A 17,980-nucleotide genomic window follows, 5' to 3' on the forward strand; every position below is an offset into this window, starting at 1 on the left:
TCACCGCCCGATCTTTGGGCTGCATTCGCGCGCGAGGCGGATGAAGGCTTTCATGGCGGCAGGTGGGTTGCGGCGGCCCGGATAGTACAGGCAGAGCGGCGCGAGCGGCGGAGTCCAGTCCTCGAGCACGCGGATCAGGCGACCCGCCGCGATGTCTTCCCGCACGTTCGATTCAATGAAGAAGCCGAGACCGATGCCTTCGAGGGCGGCGGTTCGTGCGAGGCTCGCCTCGTCCAGGGTGATCGGCCCGTCGACGTCGATCTGCGCGGTCTGATCTCCTTTTCGGAATTGCCACCGGTAGAGCGCCCCGTTCGGCAGGCGGACGCGGATGCATCTATGGCCGAGGAGGTCGGGTGGGACGCGCGGCCTCTCATGCCGTTCGAAATAACCCGTCGAAGCGACCACCGCGTGCCGCTGGGGCGGGCCCAGCGGCACCGCGATCATGTCGCTCGGCACGAGATCGGCCGACCGCAGGCCGAGATCGAAACCTTCGGCGACGATGTCGACCAGGCGCCCCTCGCTGACGAGATCGACATGGACCTCCGGATAGCGGTGGAGGAACGCCAGCACGAGGGGCGAGAGGATCTCGCGCGCTGCCGTGGCGAAGGTGTTGATGCGGATCGTCCCGGAAGGTGTCGCCTGCTGCGACCGCACGACGTCGATCGCATCGCGGATGTCCTGAAGCGGCGGGGCGACCTGGTCCACGAAGATGCGCCCCGCACCGGTCAGCGAGACGCTGCGCGTCGTGCGATTGAAGAGGCGGATCCCGAGCTCCCTCTCCAGCTTGCCGATGGCGTTGCTGAGCGCCGTCGTCGACATGCCGAGATCAAGAGCGGCGGCGCGGAAGGAGCCTTTGCGCGCAATGGCGAGCACCGCCTGCAGATCATTCAACCCGAGCCGATCCATTGTCCCGATTTTCGTGATGCTTCATCCCTCATCATCTCGGTTATCCGGACCTGCGTCCACACATAGATTTGAGGTGAACGCAACGACCAGATGGAGCGGCGGCATGAACCTGCCTTCCCCGATCGAAACCTACTTCGCTGCCGACAGGCGCCACGATCTTGAGACCTTGCTTCAGACCCTTGCGCCCGATGCCGTCGTGCGCGACGAGGGCCAGGAGCATTGTGGGCTGGAGGCGATTGCGGCCTGGTGGCGCGAGACGAAGGAAAAATATCGGCACTGCGCGCAGCCGCTCGAAGGGTCTGAGGCGCATGACACATATCGCGTCCGGGCAGAGGTGCGCGGTGACTTTCCGGGCAGCCCGGCTGTGCTGACCTTCGGGTTCCGTCTCAAGGGCGATCGGATCGCCGCCTTGGAGATCGGCGTATGAGCGCCTTCCTCACATTCGAGGGCAAGCGTGTGCTCATCACCTCCGGCACCCGCGGCGCGGGTGCGGCTACAGTCTCCCTGTTTCGCGAGCTCGGTGCAAACGTTCTGACGACGGCGCGATCGAGGCCGGAGAACGTCGACGCGGCGATGTTCGTCGAGGCGGACCTGACCGTTGCCGCCGATTGTGCCAGGCTCGCCGGCGAGGTTCGCAAGCGCCTGGGCGGTCTCGACATCGTCGTCCACATGCTCGGCGGCTCGTCAGCCCCCGCTGGCGGTTTCGCGGCGTTGAGCGATGCGGAATGGGCGAAAGAGATCGACCTCAACTTGATGCCGGCGGTGAGGCTCGACCGTGCGCTCGTCCCCGGCATGGTGGCTGAGGGACACGGCGTCGTCATCCACGTGACTTCGATCCAGCGCCAGCTGCCACTGCCGGAGGCGACGACGGCCTATGCGGCCGCGAAGGCGGCGCTTTCGACTTACAGCAAGAGCCTTTCAAAGGAGATCTCACCGAAAGGGATCCGCGTGCTGCGGGTCTCGCCGGGCGGGATCGAAACGGAGGCTGCGGTACGGCTTGCCGGGCGCCTGGCGGCCGAGGCGGGCACCGACATCGCGCATGGCAAGCGCATCCTCATGAACGCGCTCGGCGGGGTTCCGATCGGCCGGTTCTCCAGGCCGGAGGAGGTGGCAAGCCTGATCGCCTTCCTCGCCTCCGAGCGCGCCGGTGCGATCACCGGCGCCGAGTACGTGATCGACGGCGGCACCGTTCCGACCGTGTAATCCGGCGCCGGACTGCGATGAACGAGCTGCGGTTCGTGGGGCTGGGAGATGCGCGTCAAGACGCGGAATGCTCGTTCCGCTGTGTGGGGCGCAGAGATGCAGCCATCGACATCATGTCCGCCGAAATTGGCTTGGGCACATGCCCAGTCTTTGGCTGAACTGTGCGCTCATATGGGCGTGAGAGGAGAAACCTCTCGCCAAGGCGATCGCGGCCAACGGCGCATCGCTCTTCACCAGAAGAGGCAAAGCGGGCTTCAATGTTCGCCTCGACACGTTTCATGCGTCTTTGCGTCATCCATTGCGCAATCCTTCGAAGCCGGCCGGCCCCGCCCCACCTCGACCGCGCGCACATTTGCCGACGGCGTGGCCTGCCGCGAGCCTCAGGCGGAGGCGCTGGAGATTATTCTGAACGGCGCGGCGGGCATCTTGCAGGTCGGCGAGGACGAAGTCGCCGAAGCAATCCGCATTCTCTACACCGACACGCACAATATGGCGGAAGGGGCGGGTGCCGCACCTCTGGCCGCGCTGATGGGCGAGCGCGAACGTTTTCGCGGCCAACGCGTCGCCCTCATCCTGACCGAGGGCAATATCGACATGCCCGTCCTCCGGCAGATTCTCTCGGGCAAAACGCCGGTGGATTAGATGCGGTGGAGGTTGAGCCGGGATTCTCTGGCGCGCACGTCGGGTGTCACATCCCTCTGTAGAGACAGAAGAGTGAACGGTCTGCTGGATTGAGCTGGTCTCTCGATGATCTTTCATTGGTCCTGCATGTCTCATACTACAATCGTTTTCGGGACGGCAGCTTACCGCAAGTCCGCCCCAAAAGCCGACAGTCGCAAAACCACCCAACCTCGTCGGTCGGGGCTTGGTGGAAATGGGTCGAAAGGAGACCGTCAGCTTCAGAGCGGTAGCTCACGGAAAGCTGCCGATCCGAAAATGGCTCTTGTCGGTCGTTTTCACTCTTGGCCGGAAGCGCAACCGTTGAAACAGAATACTATAATTCTGTTTCAAAATTAAATTCAGCCTGATTCGCTTGCGCCTTACGATCTTCTCCACCATATAACTGTGGGTGTGACATCTAGGATTCGCTGGTACACCACGACCGCTGTAAGCAAGATGGGTGCTAATTCACACTCACAGCGGGATTGCTTGGATACTGGGGAATGCCTCTAGCCCGGCTGAATATACCCTATTCAGCACGGGAGATTCCTATGTTGAAGGCACTTAAGCTCGTTTCAGAGCTTGTGATAGTTGCTGCGGCATTGGTCACCATCATCCAATATCTTGGCTACTGACACGGCCCCTCTTCGCCTCAGCGAAGAGGGGTTTATTGATCCGAAATAAATTTTGGTATTACTGATCTTTAACGTGATCCCGAAACAGAATTCACAATTCTGTTTCAGCTCAGTTGGCTTCATCCGATGAGCGCTCTGACTGAGATAGATGACGATCCAGGACAAAATCGACAAAGGTGCTGGCTGCGCCAATCGCGAGGCGAGCATGACGTGGCTGAAGACCCTTGAAATCCCTGCCGCGACCGTGGCCTTTACCGTAGGCATTTCTCAGGGGCGCTAGCATATGAGCAATGTTTCCGAGGCTTGTCAGGATACCTTTGATCTCTTTTGCACCTTTGGCATTCTCGTCAATCCCATCTGGCATTATTTTGATTTCGGCTCGAATAAGCTTCAGTAACTCAGGGATTTCTGCCTTCTCAGGATAGGCCACCGCACGGTCATCGAGGATGAGCTTACAGCAGCTCTCGACGATTTCCTTAGCCAGAGCGATAGCTTCTCCGGGTTCGCTGTCGCCAATGCGCTCAAGGCGGCGTAAATCTTCGTAAAGGGTATCTGAGTTCAACGTCGCGGCAACGGCCTTGATGCGTCTCACTGACCCGCCAAGTGCATGAACTTTGCGTTGGGGGACATAGACAGGGCGCCCCTCAATTAGCGCGTCTTCGACAAGCTCCCACCCATCATTACGAAGATGTCCATTAAAAGCCTGGGCGAGCGTGTCCTGCTCACTATCATCTTTGCGCACGATAGGATGGAGCACTTCGCAGATAAATTTCAGAAAGACGTCTTGATCGGCTGCATAAAGTCGGAACCGACTATCGCTATAGATCCATTCCATAGGCCAGTCGTTATTGTTGACGCAGTGCTGCCAGATATCGCCCTCAGCGTTGTCGTACCTACTGTCAAACGATGGCATCGAGGAGAGGTCGAAGATGCGGCTCAAAAAACCAATCTCATTCAGAGCTCCGAACCATAGAGTCTCGCGTGCTCGCATCTCATCAAGGACTGCTGCGCGAGTTCGCTCACTGATTTTACCATCTGGAACACTTCGCCCAGGCGCGGATGCCCGCATGGGTGAGATTTCGACACCTACCCAGAAACCGTTATCGTCCCCAACGACGAGCTTAAGATTATTTGTGATGGTGTTCGCAATATCGCCGCGACGCTCCTCAATAGGAACAAATATGCCAACTGGAATCCTGAGGAAAATTGTCCAAATTTCAGTTCCACCATTCCAGTTATCATAGCCTGTTTCTGCAATTTCAATTTCCGCCTGCGTAACAACACGAAGGGCTTCGTTTTCATCTTTCTGGCGCAGTAGCTCTGCGACAGTTGGCAAGGCGCCTTCAATCTCACGACGAATACTAAGATATCGCATAGGTTCCATTTATATCAGTAAGGCGCTGATTTAAGCAGCTGCTGAATTCCATAATGGCCCTGCGCATCCTTCATATCAAATGTCCGCTTTCGAGCGGCAGACACGTCCATAAGAATGGCCATGTTGGGCGCATAGCTGCCGCGATTCACGGGCGGCGGATTTCCAACACCTCTTTTGGAGTGCGCACAATCGTCATCGGTGACGTGCTCTTGTCGCTTGAAGTGCGGAGGCTGGCATCGCAACGGTCCGTGCTTAGAATGAGGCGTGGATGCAGTCGATCGATATAGATTTGGGCTGCCGGATGACACGCCAATTCGCCCTTGGTTTGGTGGCGCATACACGCATGGCGGTCGCTGGCAAGTAGTGCGTGGGCGGTGGCTATTTTGCAGGGGCGACGGTGAGGATGGAGCGGCCGGTCTGCAATCGCTCGGCCAGATCCTGGCTTTTTGCTGCGCTCTCCGATCCGCCGACCGTTACGGGCTTTGCCCAGTGTCTCGGGCGGGACGCGCGACGGCGGGTCTTGGCCCAGAAACTCGCTGACCCGCCGCCATTCAGATCTGCCGGCCCCGGGCGGCCGAGGCGGGTACCGGCATCGCGCATGGCAAGCGGGTCCTCATGAACACGCTCGGCGGGGTTCCGATCGGCCGGGTCTCCAGGCCGGAGGAGGTGGCAAGCCTGATCGCCTTCCGCCTGCGAGCGCGCCGGTGCGATCACCGGCGCCGAGTACATGATCGACGGCGGCACCGTTCCGACCGTGTGATCCGGCGCGCCATCGCGCCGGAATTCGGGTGATTGAAGCGCCGGGCTCGGCCGATGACGGGATGCGCCAGGAGGGAGGCGCCAGGAGGGATGCGTCCAGCCAGATCTTTGAGAGTTTTTCGGTGTCCGTCGCCGGGTCGAAGGCGCGGATCGTGAGACCTTTCAGCAAGACGGTTCCGTTCCGAGCCTTTGCGCATCTTGCTCAAGGCAGACGCGCAATTCCCTGGATCAGGATATCGCTGGCGGTTTCGAACGCCACATCGGGATCGAGCGACCGATAGGCGGGGGCGAGCGCATGCAGATGCGGATATCGTCTTTCGGGCGTTTCCAGGATCTCCTGCGTCTCGGCCTCGGTCGCAGGCCGGATCAGCCCTCCGATTTCACCCATGCACAGGCCGATCACGGAGGCATACCAGGCAAGGCAGACAGCCGGGGCCTCCGTGTCGGGGATTCCGGCATCGGCCAGCGCGCGATGCACCATCTCGATATGCGCGAAATCCGAGATGCCGGTGTTGAGAAACCGCTGCGTCAGGCCGAAGGTGTTCGGATGGCCGAGCGCCAGTGTGCGATACTGACGGGCATGGTCGCGCAGCCGCTCATTCCACGGCTTCGACTCGTCGACAGTCTCGAGCCTTGCCATCAGTTCATCGGCCATCGCGCGAAACAGGCCGTTCTTATTGCCGAAGTGGTAGAGGATCGCCATCGGATCGCAACCGACGCGCTCGCCGAGCTTGCGAAGGCTGAAGCCGCTCTCGCGGGCTTCTTCCATCAAGTCTATGGCGGTCTCGAGGATGGTGTTCTTCGACAGGTTTCGCGGGCCAGCGGCAAGGTGGCGCGTCTTTCTCGCCATGGCTGTGCCATCCTCTCTTCATCGCGTCGGGCGCATCAGTCCGCCCATGCGGGGTCTCCTGTGAAGACGATCGTGAGCCAGCGATCCGGCCCTTCGCCGCCGATGGCCGCGCCGACCTCTTCACGCAGCGCGTCCCATTCGCGGATGTGGCGTGCCGGTGCATCGGCCGGGACTATGAAATAGAGCTCGATATCCTTCGAGCGGCCGACCCGCGCCACATAGGCGCGGTGCGAAACGAAGCCGTGCTTGTCGACGAAAGCCCTCGCCACCTCCTCGATATGTGACTTCAGGTCGGCGGGCGTGACGAGGAAGATGTCGGCCATCGCCTGCCGCACGGTCGCGACTGGCAGCGGGATGAGAAGCAGACAGACGAGTGTCAGAACCGACGGGTCGATATAGGGCGAAACCCACTGCCATTTCGTATCCTGGATCCCATAGCCCATGCAGAAGGCGATCAGGAGAGCTCCCGTGATGCCCGCGGACATGACCCAGCCCTTGACGTCGAGCCGGACGAAATCGGAATCGATCCCGCGGTTGGCGCGCGTCTCGACGACGGCGGTGACCGCGCAGACGATCAGCGTGATGACGGCGTAGACGATGGCCCAATCGAATTCGAGATCGCGGCCTCCTTCGAGCAGGCTGCTGATCGCGTTGAAAAGCGCATAAATCGCGACGCCGATCAGAAGCGTGCCGTTCAGCCCCAGCACCATCGGCTCCAGATGCCAGAACCCGACGGAGAAGCGCTCGTGCAACCTGCGGGGCAGTTTCTTCGAGGCGGCATAAGATGTGATGAGATTGACCACGAGCAGGGATAGGAGGCTCATGCTGGCATCGACCAGCGAATACACGCCGTCGAAGAGGATCGAGAACGAACCGGCGATGAGGCCAAAGCCGATGCCGAGCGCCGAGACCATCAGCGTCATCGCGATGGATGTTCTCAGCACACCACGTTCGTCACTCAGGTCGAAAAGGCCGGGCTTGGCGCTCATGTCTGTGTCAATCATCCGACCATCTGCGCCTGGCGCTGGCGGCACGGGCGACGCGGTCGAGCCCGGATGGGGTTTTTCTACGGTGTAGAATATCTACGGCATAGAAATAATCCGGTCAACTCCCGCACGGTCGAGCCCAGCCCGGACTCTGTCGCCTGCATGTCGGGATCGCCGGGCGGGATTTTGCCGAAAGAGAACGCGCGGTGACGGGATGCGTGTTTTGCTGTGGGGCCGCAGAGCCTCTAGCAACCGACATCATGTCCGCCGAAATTGGCTGGGGCACATGCCCAAACGTTGGCTGAACTGTGCCGTCATATGGGCGTGAGAGGAGAAGCCGCTCGCCAGGGCGATCGCGGCCAACGGCGCATCGCTCTTCAACAGCAGATCGCGTGCATGGCGAATGCGGCGGTCGATGATGGCGTCGCGCGGGGTCCGGCCGAAAGCCGCGCGAAAGGCGCGGGTGAAGAAATCGGCCGACAAGTCGAGAGCCTCGGCCAATTCGGCGACAGTCAACGCCTGGGCAAAGCGGGCTTCGATGATCGCCTCGACACGGCTCATGCGTCTCTGCGTCATCCATTGCGCCGCCAAATCGCGAGGTTCCGCCCCATCGATGATCGCCGTTGCCGCACGCTCGAGGTCGAGAGCGAGCGCTTCGATCGTAAGGGGATCACGTGTGTCTTGAAGCAGGATTTGCCGGCGCAAACGGTGGGCTGAATTGGTCGCCGCCCGATGGGCAAAATTGCTGAAGTGCCGCTCGTGCGGCCTCGCATATTGGCCGTTCTTGCGCAGAATTCTGAGGTATTCGCCGCCACCTTCAGAGCGCGAGTAGATTTCGCAGCCGGCGGGCAGATAGGCGAAGCCGTTCGCCCGCGCCGCAAAATCACGGTTCCTGTCGCCCGCAAAGGCATGGACGCCATTCTGGCGATCAAACGCAAAGCCGATCACGGGTCGATCGGGCGTGTAGCGCGTTTCGTAGGCCTGCCGGGGGAGGAGCTCCACGCGCCATGTCGCGTCTTCGTACGTCCTGACCGGCTCGGTGGGGTAAGCGCCCATGCTGTGCGTCGTCGTCATGCCGCAGCGTAGCATTTTGCAGAGGCATCCTCACCCGCAGTTCATGGGCGCAGGCGATTTCGCATCGGATTCATGAAAGCCCGCCGGGGCGCGCGGGAGGCATGATCCGAGAGCCATTGCCACGCAAGGATTTTGCAATGCTCTTTTCCCTGAACGACCTGGACGCCGCCGTTGCCGTCGTCGGCACGACCGTCAAACCGACACCCGCCTATGCCTGGCCTCTTCTGGCGAGCCGGACCGGGGCGGAGGTCATCGTCAAGCACGAAAACCACACGCCCACCGGCTCGTTCAAAGCGCGGGGCGGGCTGTTTTATGTCGAAAACCTGCGCCGCGCCGGCGCGTTGCCGCCCGGCCTGGTGACGGCGACGCGCGGCAACCATGGCCAATCCATCGCCATCGGCGCCGCCCGAGCCGGCATTCCGGTGAAAATCATCGTTCCGGAAGGCAATTCGCGCGAAAAGAATGCGGCGATGGCGGCTTTCGGCGGCGAAGTCATCGTCGCGGGCAAGGATTTCGACGAAAGCCGGGAGATTGCGGCGGGCTATCAGGCCTCGCACGGCTTTACGTTCGTCCCCTCCTTCCACCGCGATATCGTTGCGGGCGTCGCCACCTACGCCCGCGAATTGTTCACCGACCACGCCGACATCGATGCCGTCCTCGTTCCGGTCGGCATGGGATCGGGGATCTGCAGCCTGATCACGCTGCGCGATCTGTTGGGCCTGAAGACGGAGATCTGGGGTGTGGTCGCCCGAAACGCGCCGGCCTTTGCGCGATCCTTCGAAGCCGGCCGGCCCCGACCCACCCCGACCGCGCGCACATTTGCCGACGGCGTGGCCTGCCGCGAGCCTCAGCCGGAGGCGCTGGAGATCATCCTGAACGGCGCGGCGGGCATCTTGCAGGTCGGCGAAGACGAAATCGCCGAGGCAATCCGCATTCTCTACACCGACACGCACAACATGGCGGAAGGTGCCGGCGCTGCACCTCTGGCCGCGCTGATGGGCGCGCGCGAACGCTTTCGCGGCAAACGCGTCGCCCTCATCCTGACCGGGGGCAATATCGACATGCCCGTCTTCCGGCAGATTCTTTCGGGCCACACGCCAGCGGCTTAGAGGCGGTGGAGGTTGAGCCGGGAGGGTGGCGTGCGGGTCGAGATCGCCGGGCGGGAGTTTGCGGGGGGATGGAATGCAGTTTCTCTAAAGGGGGCGCAGGATAGGCCTGGGCGGCATCGACATCACCGTCCACATGCTCTGTGCCTCGACTGCCCCGGTCGGCGGAGGTCTTCTGTTCACTTATAATCGCACGGAGTCGACACAGATCATCGGCACCGCTACCTATGCACGGTTAGTAGGTCGCGGGTTGTAGATGGCTGGATTGGAAATTCTTGCACGTACGCTGAGCGCAGTTACTCGGCCGGATAAACGAGGCAATCACTGGCAGTACAACTCTCGAAGCGATCATCACTCGAAGGTGGCTTGCTGGGCGATAATTTTCGACCTCATGCAGCGTAGCACGCTTTTGAGGGAGCACGTCGAATCGGGTCTCGTACATTTCGGCATCAATCACGAAATGCGTGACTTCACCAACAATCGGAAGAAGGATCTCGATCTTGTACTCTGCACGGCGGCAACCGGCTCCGTCGTCTCTGAGGAAATGACCCTTTCGGCTCTCGCTCTACGGTACGATGTACAGCTGACCGCCACCGAACAGCAGATTCTGCGAGGCCTCCCGGCGCTTACAATGGCGCCAGTGGGTGCGGTTCTCATGGCGCTTGAAGCGAAGGCCTGCATGACCGAGCATTCGAAGGCTCGGCCGAGGCTGTACGACGAACTGAATTCTTCGCACGCTACTGTTCACGGCGCGACTGATCAGGCGATCGCAGCTGGCTTCGTGATGGTCAATTTTGCCGACGAGTTTCTTAGTCCCGGCCGCAATCAAGATATCCAGCGGGTAGGGCCCGTATGGAACCGGCACCGCCAGCCCCATGCGACGACCACCGCGATCGAGAAGGTGCGTGAGCTTCCTCGTCGGTCGCGTCTCGGCGATGTGGGTTATGACGCGCTGGCAATCGCAGTCGTAGAATGCCGTAATGACGGTTCTCCGGTTTCTCTGGTCACCGATCCGCCGGCACCGCAGTCAGGCGACGTCGACCACTACAACTCACTTATCGACCGTCTGACCCACATCTATGCGACTCGGTTCAGTCAGCTTTAGGACGCGCTTGCGGGCCTCTTCGCCCTGACACTCCCAGATAACGGCGACGCGGTAGCCGGCCCGTCTAAGCTCACGAATAGCACGGGCATCGCGCTGACGGTTTCGTTCAAACTTCGCCCACCAGAAGTCTCGGTTCGCTTTAGGTACTGTGGCTTTTCGACAGTTTGTGTGGTGATGCCAGTAGCAGCCGTTGACGAAGATTGCCCAGCGCCGTTTCCGGTTGGCGAAGTCGGGGGAGCCGGGCAGCGCGCGTACATTCTTGCGGTATCCGACGCCCAGTTCGCGTAGCAGTGATGCGATCCTCAGCTCCGGTGAGGTCTCCTTCTGGCGCACCCGGCCCATAAGGGCGCTGCGTTCCGCCGTCGTGGGGACCGGTTGTCCCATCAGCTCATTCCGCAGCGATGTTGTTGGCAGAAACCATCATACGGTGAAGGTGCTGGCGCACCCGGGCTCGAAACCCGGGCACAAACCGCAAGCTGCTGCGCTCTGTGCGGGACAGGAAACCCTGACTCGCTCTTACCGATAGCGGCTTCCCCGGATGCTGCAGGAACTCGGCCAATGGCGCGCGCGGCCGATAGTCGGGGAAGCCACTTATCTCTACTGCGAGGCGGTTGGTTCCATCGTAGCGAGCGGCACGCGGCCAGCGGCCATTGGCCGGCAATGCGCGGTCTCTGGCGCAGTCGTATCCACCTGGCATTGACAGTCTCTGCCCGATCCACTCCGCGACAGGCACGGATACGGCGTTGCCTACCAGAGACCAACGGCTCGAGGGCCGAGCGACTTTCTCGGCTTCAAGAGTCCAGTCTCTGGAGAACCCCTGAAGCCGTTCGGCATCACGAATGTCCGGGGTAACGATGTCGCCGTTGGGCAGCAGAATCGCCGGTGGTGAAGGTATCCCGATCGTGGATCCATTCTTCAGCGTGGGGATGGCATCTGGTGCCCATCCCAGACCACGCACACCTTCGGTCCAATAGAAACCATGAGCGTGGGTCTCGAGACGCGTTTCTGGCGTCGGGGCTTCGGCTTCATCCGCCAGCACTACACTGGCCGGATCGATATCGCTGGTGGTTGCGATGAAAATTACCCGTTCGCGTCGCTGCGGCAGAAAAGCTAGCGTATTCACCACGCGATAGGCCCACCTGTAGCCCCTCTCCTCAAACGCCTCAACGATCATGCGCATGCCGCGCCCGGCGTCGAGCTGCAGCATAAATGAGACGTTCTCCAGGACGACCCACGGCGTTGGATGGTCATCCAATAGACGGAAGATCTGTCCGACAAGGCCGGAACGCTCACCCGTGATACCCTTTGTTGTGCCTGCCTGACTGAGGTCCTGACAAGGGAATCCCGCAGTGATCAAATCTACGCTGCTGGGGAGATTTTGGATCGCGCGCACATCGCCGGCACACTCGATATCAGGAAACTTGGCAGCCAGGACGGCTCGCGCCGGTTCGGATATCTCGCTGAGAAGCACTGGATGGTGACCAGTTGCTGCGAGACCGATCTCCAGACCGCCGATGCCAGCAAAGAGTCCTGCGACTTGCAAACTTCCCGATCCCGCGTTTGGCGGCCTCACACGTGATTCGCTTTTTGTTCACGTAGGGTATCCATACAACGCTGGTTGGTCGGTGGAAACACGGTTTCTCGATTTCTTAACAGACAAACCGCCTATGGCCTTCTCGCAGCACGCGCTCGACCTCGCTGGTTATCGGAGCGGCCGTTGGTTTTAACAGAGCCTTGCCGGGCGATCAGTCCCTTGGGCGGGGCGCAGGATGGGCCTCAGATGTCGATTCCGGTGAGGGGAGATTAGATGGATCTGATTGATATAGCACTTGTCAGAAACGCTCTGGGGGTGCTTTTCACTATCGGCTTTTTTGCTGGGTTTATTAATACGTTTATAGTTATCGGAAAACTTAACTTGATCGATATGAAGACTTTGACTCTGGGGCGGCGCGCGGCTCAGAGTTCTGAGCGGCTCGGATATTTGTTTACGAAGAAGGAATTTCGCCGAGATAGAAATATCATGTTTCTTTCCATGGGCGGTTGTTTCTTTTCGTTCATGTCGCTTGCCATTCTCACGGCGGTCGCTGGCAAGTAGGGCGTGAGCTGCGGGCGTGGCCCGGCTTTCTGCTGTCCCGAGAGTGTGGTGTTGAGAGAATGGCCCCGGACGGGTTGTCGGCGCCGCGGAATGGTCGTGGATGCAGCCCGTGGGCGGTGGCTACTCCGCAGGGGCGACGGTGAGGATGGCGCGGCCGCTCTGCAATCGCTCGGCCAGATCCTGGCTTTTTGCTGCGCTCTCCGATCCGCCGACCGTTACGGGCTTCGCCCGGTGTCTTAGGCGGGATGTGCGACGGCGGGGTATTGGCGTTCAAACCTTGTGAGATGCCAGCATCCAGCCTTGTCGGCCTACTGTCCGCACAGCCGGGCCGGCCGTCTTGGCAGGCCGAATGTCCGACGCCGCCTTGCTGGTCGGCGAGGACGAAATCGCCGAGGCAATCCGCATTCTCTACACCGACACGCACAACATGGCGGAAGGGGCCGGTGCCGCGCCTCTGGCCGCGCTGATGGGCGCGCGCGAACGTTTTCGCGGCAAACGCGTCGCCCTCATCCTGACCGGGGGCAATATCGACATGCCCGTCTTCCGGCAGATTCTTTCGGGCCAAACGCCGGTGGCTTAGATGCGGTGGAGGTCAGACTGGGGAGCTGTCGTGTGCGGGTCGAGATCGCCGGGCGGGAGTTTGCCGAGGGGATGGAGGGCGGACCGGCAGCTCTATGGACGGTATGGCGAAAAGCTGCCCTTCGGCTTCCTATCCCCTAGTGCCATCCGCACCGAGCGTCACCTCGGGTGTGGAGCAGGCGGGGACGGCGACCTCCGAATGAAGGCTCGCGCGGGGAACGCCGTGCGGCCGGCCATCTTTGAAATCACCAGGGCAGCGTATTGCCTCGCCAATCCAGATAACGGTGTTCCCGGCATCCCATATTGGCTTTCAGCACCTCGGCCATTCCTGCCACGCTTTCCTCGACGCTGATCTCCGCCGCGACCGTGCCGTCCAGCGTGCCCATGGCGGTGGCGGCCCAGCCGGGATGGATCGACAGGACGGTCAGCCCGGTGTCGGCATGGATCGTGCGGGCGAGCATGTTGAGGGCCACCTTGCTGGCCCGATAAAGGTCCAGCTTCAGGCCCGGCTCCGTGTTCATCGCGATGCTTGCGCGGTGCGACGACATCACGGCGAGCGTTCCGCCCTCGTTCAGCCGGTCCAGCAAGTGACGGGCCAGGCGGATGGGACCGAAGCAATTGGTCATCATGATATCCGACAGTTCGTCCTCGGTCGCCTCAACAACCGAGTTGTGCAGCGGACCGTAAACACCGGCGACCAGGAAAATGACGTCGAAGGTGCCGATCGCAGCGCGCAGCGGCGCGATCTCGTCGGCCCGCGTGACATCGACATGGGCGACCTTTGCGACCTTGCCCAGACTGCTCGTGTCTGCGCCGTAACGGGCGGTGCCGGTGACCTGCCAGCCCTGTGCGTGAAGGGTCTGCGCCAGGCCAAGACCAAGACCGCGTTCGGCCCCGATTATAAGAATGGAGGGCATCGTCTATCCTTTCAAAGTGCGGTGAAGCCGCCATCGGCGGTCACAAGCGTGCCCGTCATGAAGGCGGAGGCGGGCGAGGCGAGGAAGGCCACGACCTCGGCAATGTCCTGCGGCTGGCCGACGCGACCCAGGGGATGGGCGGCGCCATAGCTGGCCAGAGTGGCGCGGCTGTCGGGCACGATATCCTCCAGGATGTCGGTTTCGATCACGCCGGGCAGGACCGCATTGGCGCGAATGCCGCGATCGCCATATTCGACCGCAATGACCTTGGTCAGTTGTGCAATCGCGCCTTTGGACGCCGCGTAGACGGCGGTATCCTTCATCGCCACCTGCGCCACGATCGAGGCCATGTTGACGATGACCCCTCCGCTGGACAGCATGGCCCGTACCGCCTCGCGCGCATGCAGGAAGGTGCCGCGCGCGTTGACGGACATCACGTCATCCCAATCCGCCAGGCTCATGTCGACGAGCGGCTTGTTCATCGTCCGGCCGGCGTTGTTGACGAGGATGTCGAGCCTGCCAAAGCGTTCCACGGCCAGGGCGACGCTGCGAATGGCGGTTTCTTCATCCGCGATATTTCCGGTCAGGGTCGCAATGCCGTCGGCTGCAAGATCATGCACGGCTTCCGACATGTCTGTGGCGAGGATCTGCGCGCCGCGTGCACGCAGTGTCAGGGCCGTGGCGCGCCCGATCCCGCGGGCGGCACCGGTCACGAGGGCTGTTCGGCCGGCAAGATCTTCAGTCATACGTATCTCCTTTGCGACGGAGATACGCGTGGCTGCAGGGCTTTATAATCTACGAAAGATTTATTAGGCTTGTTAGGTCAGCTTCGCAATTCCATCCATGACGCCCACCGATTTCGCGCAAATTCGTGCTTTCCTTGCCGTCGCCGAGACGCTCAATTTCTCGCGCGCGGCCGAGAAGCTGGGCGTCACGCCCTCGGCTCTCAGCCAGACCATCCGCGCCTTTGAGGCCGAGGTGGGGCAGCAGATGTTCCAGCGGACGACCCGAAGCGTGGTGCTGACCGAGGCGGGCGCGCATCTGAGGGGCCGCATGGAACCTGCAGTGGCGGAAATGTCCGCGGCGCTGGCACAGGCGCACAGCAAGGGCGGCCCACGGGGGACGGTCCGCATCGTCACGTTCCGGTCGGCCGCGGAGAGATTCCTGCTGCCGGTCCTCCCCGACTTGCGTCGGGACCTGCCCGAGGTGACGCTCGACATCACTCTGGACGATGCCGTCAGAGATCCCGTCGCCGATGGCTTCGACATCGCCATCCGTATCGGCGAGGTCATCGCTCAGGATATGATCGCCGTGCCCTTGGGCGCGGATCTGCGCCAGATCGCGGTCGCGTCCCCTGCCTATCTGTCGCAGCACGGCGCCCCCGGTCATCCGCGCGATCTATTGGCCCACGATTGTATCTGCTGGCGCTGGCCCGGCCAGTTGCATCCCTTTCCGTGGGAGTTCTTCGAGGACGGCCGCTGGTTCTCCATCACGCCGTCGGGGGGACTGGTCGTGAATGATAAGACGGTGGCGCAAAGGGCGGCTCTGGACGGGCTTGGCATCGCCTTCGCTATCGAGGATACGGTTCGTGATCATATTGCGGCAGGGGCTCTGACCCCCTTGCTGGAACGCTGGAGCGCGCCGTTCGCGGGCTTTCATCTGACCTACCCCCGCCAGCGTCATATGCCCGCCGCGACGCGCGCTGTCATCGACAAGATCAGGTCGGACGTGCGGAAGGACGCGAGATAACACTCCGAGACGAATGGCAGTCTCGTCCGCGAATGCGCTGCTGCTCTTGCTCACGCGAATATCCGCTTTTGGGCAGAAAGCTTGGATACGGGAACGGTTCGATGGGCGCATTGCTGACGCGATTCACGGGCGGCGGATTTCCAACGCAGCTTTCGGAGCGCGCAATCGTCTCCGATGGCATCCAAGATCGGCCGGCCGTTGGTTTTGACAGAGCCGCGCCGGGCGATCGGTCTCTTGGGCGGGGCGCAGGATGGGCCTCAGATGTCGATTCCGGTGAGGGGAGATCAGATGGATCTGATTGATATTGCATTTGTCAGAAACGCTCTGGGGGTGCTTTTCACTATCAGCCTTTTTGTTGGTTTTATTAATACGTTTATAGTTATCGGAAAACTTAACTTGATCTATATGAAGCCTTCGACTCTGGGGCGGCGCGCGGCTCAGAGTTCAGAGCGGTTCGGATATTTGTTTACGAAGAAGGAATTTCGCCGATATAGAAATATCATGTTTCTTTCCATGGGCGGTTGTGTCTTTTCGTTCATGTCGCTCGCCATTCTCGCGGCGGTCGCTGGCAAGTAGGGCGTGAGCTGCGGGCGAGGCCCGGCTTTCTGCTGCCCGGAGAGGTGGTGCCGAGAGTTTGACCCGGAGAGGTTCTGGGCGCCGTGGAATGATCGTGGATGCGGCCCGTGGGCGGTGGCTATTTTGCCGGGGCGACGGTGAGGATGGCGCGGCCGCTCTGCAATCGCTCGGCCAGATCCTGGCTTTTGGCCTGGCTGTCCGAGCCGCCGATCGGGAGAGGGCCGCCGTAGATCGGTGAGTGGATCATCGGCGTGACGAGCACCTCGCCGTCGACCATGACGGCGATCTTTTCCTGCTGATGGGCCTGCGTGAACCGGGCGAAGGCTTTCGCGCTGTCATCGTCGAGACGGATGACGACCTCCCATTGCCGGCTCGCCTCGTCGAACACGGTCTGGGCCTCTGCCAGCGACAGCGCGAGCGTGTCCGCGAGGGCGTGCGTCGGCAGAAGGCCAGCGAGGAAGGCGGCGGCGAAGATGTGTCGTATCCGCATGGGTTTTCCGGGTTCGGTCGTCAGACGTGAGAATGCGCAAGGGGGCGGCGCATATATGGCGGCCATCGGAGGCGGCGGCACGATCGATGCGTCCGCCTAGTCTCCGAGGATGATTCCGGCCCGCCTCAGCCATGCTTCGGGGGCGGCGGATTGCGAGGTTCCGCCGGCTGCGCAGACCAGGGGACGTACCTCTCGATTGGGAGGCCATTCGACCTTCGCCTTGTCGAGCGCCGCGAAGTCGCAAAAGACCGGGCTCGTTTCTACGAACTGGGTGGGAAAGTCTTCGATGATGCCCGTCACGCAGGAAAGCCTTTCCTCTCCATGCCCGGGGCAAAGCAGCCAGACGAAGCTCATCAGCACGACGTCGCCGCGATAGCGAAAGGAGCCGTCGGGATCGACAATTCGATCGCCCAGTTCCGGCTCCATGGATCTTGCGACGTAGAAGCCGTGAAGGGCGGATCGTTGCGCTTCAGCGATCTCAAGGGTGCTGCTGGTGGCGATGTTGAGGATGGCGCGGACCGTGGAGCTCGGGCAATTCGCATCCGGCACGGGCGAGCGTCCATTGCGCAGGCCGCTGAAATAGTCGAGCCACGGGCCGACCTCCTCGATGCGTTCCAGGACGAAAGTCTGCCGCTCGCAGAACGCCTTCGTCGCATCGAACGGCTTCGCCTCGGCGGCTTGTGCCTGGATCGCGAAGAGGGCCGCGGGTATCGCCACAAACAAAGCGGCTCCCCACGAAACAAACGGCTGCTTGGGCTGTCCCATGGTTTCCTTCCTGCTGTCCGAAGAGGGGGTGCCGGCGAGGGGTCTCGGTTTTCCGTCATAAAACGTCAAGGTCGCGACTCGGTTATATGGCGAAGCGATACGCATGGGGTCGGATGGGCCGTATGCGGCGGGGCCTTGGGAGGCAGGAGG

At 61.5% G+C, this 17,980-nt stretch carries 21 protein-coding genes; 9 read left to right on the plus strand and 12 right to left on the minus strand.

The genetic code is table 11. The annotated features are described in order from the left end of the window. The gene (locus ACK8CP_RS00905; protein WP_414833024.1) at positions 1-906 is read right to left on the minus strand and encodes a LysR substrate-binding domain-containing protein; all 906 of its coding nucleotides are present in this window, start codon (positions 904-906) and stop codon (positions 1-3) included. A 103-nt stretch (positions 907-1,009) separates the two neighbouring features. On the opposite strand from ACK8CP_RS00905, the gene ACK8CP_RS00910 reads away from it, so the two are divergent. Beyond that, on the plus strand, positions 1,010-1,333 hold the full coding sequence (locus ACK8CP_RS00910) for a nuclear transport factor 2 family protein (protein ID WP_414833025.1): 324 nt from the start codon (positions 1,010-1,012) through the stop codon (positions 1,331-1,333). Next, a complete protein-coding gene (locus tag ACK8CP_RS00915) occupies positions 1,330-2,109 on the plus strand; it encodes an SDR family oxidoreductase (protein WP_414833026.1) in 780 nt (259 codons plus the stop codon). The genes ACK8CP_RS00910 and ACK8CP_RS00915 overlap by 4 nt, the downstream gene beginning before the upstream one ends. A 111-nt stretch (positions 2,110-2,220) precedes the next feature. On the opposite strand, the gene ACK8CP_RS00920 is transcribed toward ACK8CP_RS00915, so the two are convergent. Continuing rightward, positions 2,221-2,325, minus strand: coding sequence for a hypothetical protein (locus tag ACK8CP_RS00920; RefSeq protein ID WP_414833027.1), 105 nt, complete (start codon positions 2,323-2,325; stop codon positions 2,221-2,223). On the opposite strand from ACK8CP_RS00920, the gene ACK8CP_RS00925 reads away from it, so the two are divergent. After that, positions 2,281-2,751 (plus strand): pyridoxal-phosphate dependent enzyme, encoded by a 471-nt coding sequence (locus ACK8CP_RS00925; protein ID WP_414833028.1) that lies wholly within the window; start codon positions 2,281-2,283, stop codon positions 2,749-2,751. The genes ACK8CP_RS00920 and ACK8CP_RS00925 overlap by 45 nt on opposite strands. Positions 2,752-3,513: 762 nt before the next feature. On the opposite strand, the gene ACK8CP_RS00930 is transcribed toward ACK8CP_RS00925, so the two are convergent. The 4 genes from ACK8CP_RS00930 to ACK8CP_RS00945 form a co-directional block, all read right to left on the minus strand. Continuing rightward, the gene (locus ACK8CP_RS00930) at positions 3,514-4,779 is read right to left on the minus strand and encodes an abortive infection family protein (RefSeq protein WP_414833029.1); all 1,266 of its coding nucleotides are present in this window, start codon (positions 4,777-4,779) and stop codon (positions 3,514-3,516) included. 961 nt (positions 4,780-5,740) lie between these two features. Next, positions 5,741-6,388, minus strand: a complete 648-nt coding sequence (locus ACK8CP_RS00935; protein ID WP_414833030.1) for a TetR/AcrR family transcriptional regulator — start codon at positions 6,386-6,388, stop codon at positions 5,741-5,743. A gap of 35 nt (positions 6,389-6,423) precedes the next feature. Further along, positions 6,424-7,392: a cation diffusion facilitator family transporter gene (locus tag ACK8CP_RS00940; protein ID WP_414833031.1), complete on the minus strand. Its 969-nt coding sequence runs from the start codon at positions 7,390-7,392 to the stop codon at positions 6,424-6,426. A gap of 240 nt (positions 7,393-7,632) precedes the next feature. Further along, the gene (locus ACK8CP_RS00945; RefSeq protein WP_414833032.1) at positions 7,633-8,430 is read right to left on the minus strand and encodes a helix-turn-helix domain-containing protein; all 798 of its coding nucleotides are present in this window, start codon (positions 8,428-8,430) and stop codon (positions 7,633-7,635) included. A 155-nt stretch (positions 8,431-8,585) separates the two neighbouring features. Here ACK8CP_RS00945 and ACK8CP_RS00950 point away from each other — a divergent pair, with 155 nt between their 5' ends. After that, a complete protein-coding gene (locus tag ACK8CP_RS00950; protein WP_414833033.1) occupies positions 8,586-9,557 on the plus strand; it encodes a threonine dehydratase in 972 nt (323 codons plus the stop codon). A gap of 253 nt (positions 9,558-9,810) precedes the next feature. Beyond that, positions 9,811-10,659 (plus strand): hypothetical protein, encoded by an 849-nt coding sequence (locus ACK8CP_RS00955; protein ID WP_414833034.1) that lies wholly within the window; start codon positions 9,811-9,813, stop codon positions 10,657-10,659. Here ACK8CP_RS00955 and ACK8CP_RS00960 read toward each other — a convergent pair. Both ACK8CP_RS00960 and ACK8CP_RS00965 read right to left on the minus strand, forming a co-directional pair. Continuing rightward, a complete protein-coding gene (locus ACK8CP_RS00960) occupies positions 10,606-11,043 on the minus strand; it encodes a very short patch repair endonuclease (protein ID WP_414833035.1) in 438 nt (145 codons plus the stop codon). The genes ACK8CP_RS00955 and ACK8CP_RS00960 overlap by 54 nt on opposite strands. A 4-nt stretch (positions 11,044-11,047) precedes the next feature. Continuing rightward, positions 11,048-12,202, minus strand: a complete 1,155-nt coding sequence (locus ACK8CP_RS00965; protein WP_414833036.1) for a DNA cytosine methyltransferase — start codon at positions 12,200-12,202, stop codon at positions 11,048-11,050. A 264-nt stretch (positions 12,203-12,466) separates the two neighbouring features. On the opposite strand from ACK8CP_RS00965, the gene ACK8CP_RS00970 reads away from it, so the two are divergent. Next, complete coding sequence (locus ACK8CP_RS00970) at positions 12,467-12,754, plus strand: hypothetical protein (RefSeq protein WP_414833037.1); 288 nt, start codon at positions 12,467-12,469, stop codon at positions 12,752-12,754. A 349-nt stretch (positions 12,755-13,103) separates the two neighbouring features. Next, on the plus strand, positions 13,104-13,334 hold the full coding sequence (locus ACK8CP_RS00975) for a pyridoxal-phosphate dependent enzyme (protein WP_414833038.1): 231 nt from the start codon (positions 13,104-13,106) through the stop codon (positions 13,332-13,334). Between the two features lie 244 nt (positions 13,335-13,578). Here ACK8CP_RS00975 and ACK8CP_RS00980 read toward each other — a convergent pair whose 3' ends face one another. Together ACK8CP_RS00980 and ACK8CP_RS00985 are read right to left on the minus strand one after the other, a co-directional pair. Continuing rightward, positions 13,579-14,250 carry an SDR family oxidoreductase gene (locus tag ACK8CP_RS00980; protein ID WP_414833039.1) on the minus strand — a complete coding sequence of 224 codons (672 nt, stop codon included), beginning with the start codon at positions 14,248-14,250 and terminating at the stop codon, positions 13,579-13,581. Positions 14,251-14,261: 11 nt separating this feature from the next. Further along, positions 14,262-14,996, minus strand: a complete 735-nt coding sequence (locus tag ACK8CP_RS00985; protein ID WP_234628760.1) for an SDR family NAD(P)-dependent oxidoreductase — start codon at positions 14,994-14,996, stop codon at positions 14,262-14,264. Positions 14,997-15,093: 97 nt separating this feature from the next. Between ACK8CP_RS00985 and ACK8CP_RS00990 the strand changes: the two genes are divergently transcribed. Beyond that, positions 15,094-15,999, plus strand: a complete 906-nt coding sequence (locus ACK8CP_RS00990; RefSeq protein WP_414833040.1) for a LysR family transcriptional regulator — start codon at positions 15,094-15,096, stop codon at positions 15,997-15,999. A gap of 174 nt (positions 16,000-16,173) precedes the next feature. Beyond that, entirely contained in the window at positions 16,174-16,575 is a 402-nt protein-coding gene (locus ACK8CP_RS00995; RefSeq protein WP_414833041.1) for a hypothetical protein, read from the plus strand. 118 nt (positions 16,576-16,693) lie between these two features. On the opposite strand, the gene ACK8CP_RS01000 is transcribed toward ACK8CP_RS00995, so the two are convergent. Both ACK8CP_RS01000 and ACK8CP_RS01005 read right to left on the minus strand, forming a co-directional pair. Next, entirely contained in the window at positions 16,694-17,065 is a 372-nt protein-coding gene (locus ACK8CP_RS01000; protein ID WP_414833042.1) for a SecDF P1 head subdomain-containing protein, read from the minus strand. Positions 17,066-17,161: 96 nt separating this feature from the next. Continuing rightward, positions 17,162-17,782, minus strand: a complete 621-nt coding sequence (locus ACK8CP_RS01005) for a hypothetical protein (RefSeq protein ID WP_414833043.1) — start codon at positions 17,780-17,782, stop codon at positions 17,162-17,164. Positions 17,783-17,980 lie beyond the last annotated feature (198 nt).

Origin of the sequence: Afifella sp. YEN Y35 (assembly GCF_047553465.1) — a bacterium.
In the GTDB taxonomy this organism is placed as follows: domain Bacteria; phylum Pseudomonadota; class Alphaproteobacteria; order Rhizobiales; family Afifellaceae; genus Afifella; species Afifella aestuarii.